Here is a 2,473-nt window from a genome sequence, read left to right as displayed (position 1 = left end):
CTGCGCAGTAGGCATCGGCCAGTCCCAGCCACAGGCCGATCTGGGCCTCACCGCTGCGCAGGCGCTGTTTGAAGGTGTTTACAGGCATATCCATCGAGCGTTCCTCCGCTTACACGAAACGACAGGCAATCGAGCCCAGCATGTCGTAGTCGACATGGAAGGTATCGCCGGGGCTGGCCGCCACGGGGCGGGTAAACGAGCCACCGAGGATGATCTGACCGGGTTGCAGGGTGACGTCATAGGCGGCCAGCTTATTGGCAAGCCAAGCCACGCCCTTGGCCGGGTGATTGAGCACGGCGGCCGAGACACCGGATTCTTCGATCACGCCGTTGCGGTAAAGCACGGCGGGGACCTTACGCAGGTCGATTTCAGTGGGGCGCACGGCGCGCCCGCCCATGACCACGCCGGCATTGGCCGCGTTGTCGGAAATGGTGTCGAACACCTTGCGCGTCGCCTTGGTCTGGGGGTCGATTTGCTGGATCCGCGCATCGATGATTTCCAGCGCCGGGATCACCCATTCGGTGGCGTCCAGCACATCGAACACGGTCACGTTCGGACCTTTCAGCGGTTTGCCCAGGATGAACGCCAATTCGACCTCGACCCTAGGCACGATAAAGCGCTCGAAGGGGATATCGGTGCCTTCGTCGAAGAACATGTCATCGAGCAGCGCGCCGTAATCCGGCTCGGTGATGTTGGAAGAGACCTGCATGGCGCGGGAGGTCAGGCCGATCTTGTGCCCGACCAGCTTGCGTCCATCCTTGATTTTCTGGGCAACCCAGGCGCGTTGGATGGCGTAGGCGTCGTCGAGGGTCATCGCCGGATGCTCCAGGGAAAACTGGCGCACCTGTTCCCGTGAACGCTCGGCCTGGTCGAGGCGGGCGGCGGCTTGCTGGATAAGCTGTTGATCGAGCATGACAAGAGTCTCTTAGTGAGGGTTGACGACGGCGGCCTGGGTGCGCAGCACCAGCGAGCCACCGAGTGCAATGAGCAAGGCCAGGGCGTAGAGGGCCAGGCTGGCGCTGTGGGTGGTGTCGCGCACCCAGCCGATCAGGTAGGGCGCGAAGAACGAAGCGATGCTGCCGAACGAACTGATCAAGGCAATGCCGGCGGCTTGAGTGCTGTTGGACAGGAACGCTGGCGGCAACTGCCAGAACATCGGCAGCGCGGCACTGGCGCCCATGCCGGCGACGATCAGGCCGCCCAGCACCAGGGCCGGGTTCGCGGGGGCGAGCCCGGCGATGGCGATGCCGCCAGCGGACATCAGCAACGGCACGCACAGGTGCCAGCGGCGCTCGCGGTGTCGATCGGATGAACGCCCGCAGCCGATCATGAAAAAGCACCCGGCCAGGTACGGCACCGCACTGAGCAGGCCGACTTTGCCGTCGCTCCCGACTCCTGCGCCGTGGATCAGCGTCGGCATCCAGAACGCCAGGGTGTTGACCGCCAGCATCACCGCGAAATACACCGCGACCAGCAACCATACTTGCGGGTTGTTCAGAATCGCGGAGAACGAAGTGATGGATTTGCGCTGTTCTTCGGTGTGCAGTTGCTCGCGCAGTTGTTGCTTTTGCGCAGGCGTCAGCCAGGTGACGGTCTCGAAGCTGTCTGGCAGGCATTTCAGTACCACCAGCCCAAGGAGAATGACCGGCGTGCCCTCGATGACGAACATCCATTGCCAGCCACGCAGGCCGCCCAAGTCATGAAAATGCTCAAGGATGCCGCCCGAGAGCGGCCCGCCGATCACTCCGGCCATGGGCACCGCGATTGCAAACAGGGCGGTGACTTGTGCACGCCGGCCGGCCGGGTACCAACGGTTCAGGAACACCAGGATGCCCGGAAAGAAACCCGCCTCGGCGACCCCGAGCAAAAAGCGCAGCAGATAGAAGCCCATCGCGCTGTCGATCAGGAACATGCAGGTCGACAGCGCGCCCCACACCACCATCAGCGTGGCGATCCAGCGCCGCGGGCCGACACGGTCCAGGGCCATGTTGCTCGGCACGCCGAACAACGCGTAAGCCACGAAGAACAGGCCGGCACCGAAGCCATACACGGTGTCGCTGAAATTGAGGTCGGCGCCCATCTGCATCTTGGCAAAGCCGATGTTGATGCGGTCGAGGTGGGCAAACAGGTAACAGACCAACAGCAGCGGCATCAGCCGCCAGGTGATGGTGCCGTGGGTGCGGTCGCGGGCAATGCTGGCAAGGGTGTCGGCGGTATGGGCTGTGCTCATGGTTTTATACTTTTTGTCTGAGAGGCCGATGGAACGAACGGGTAGGGAGTGTCAGCCCACCTGCGCCTTGAGAAAGGCGTGCACGTTGTTTTGCTTGAAGTTGAGCTGCTCGTGCAGTTCGACCATTTCGAATGACAAGGCCAGCAGGCGTTGGGCTTGCAGGTCGGCGAAGTGCGCGGTGATCACGTCGAACAGTTTTTCGGCGACTTTTTGCCGCGTCGCCAGGTCGCGGCCATGGCCGAC

The 2,473-nt window shown here is 62.8% G+C and carries 2 protein-coding genes and 2 pseudogenes; all 4 read right to left on the bottom strand.

Features of this window, described 5'->3' with window-relative positions:
* Positions 1-94, bottom strand: a pseudogene (locus OC610_RS25555) (2-keto-3-deoxy-L-rhamnonate aldolase); the annotation flags it as partial.
* 15 nt (positions 95-109) lie between these two features.
* Positions 110-913, bottom strand: coding sequence for a 2-oxo-hept-4-ene-1,7-dioate hydratase (gene hpaH, locus OC610_RS25550; RefSeq protein ID WP_264431805.1), 804 nt, complete (start codon positions 911-913; stop codon positions 110-112).
* A gap of 12 nt (positions 914-925) precedes the next feature.
* A complete protein-coding gene (locus OC610_RS25545; RefSeq protein ID WP_264431804.1) occupies positions 926-2,230 on the bottom strand; it encodes an MFS transporter in 1,305 nt (434 codons plus the stop codon).
* A gap of 51 nt (positions 2,231-2,281) precedes the next feature.
* Positions 2,282-2,473 (bottom strand): annotated as a pseudogene (locus OC610_RS25540) (5-carboxymethyl-2-hydroxymuconate Delta-isomerase); the annotation flags it as partial.

This window comes from Pseudomonas agronomica, from assembly GCF_025917275.1.
In the GTDB taxonomy this organism is placed as follows: Bacteria; Pseudomonadota; Gammaproteobacteria; order Pseudomonadales; family Pseudomonadaceae; genus Aquipseudomonas; species Aquipseudomonas agronomica.
The sequence above is the reverse complement of the archived record's forward strand: the minus strand, read 5'-3'. Positions and strand labels throughout refer to the sequence as shown.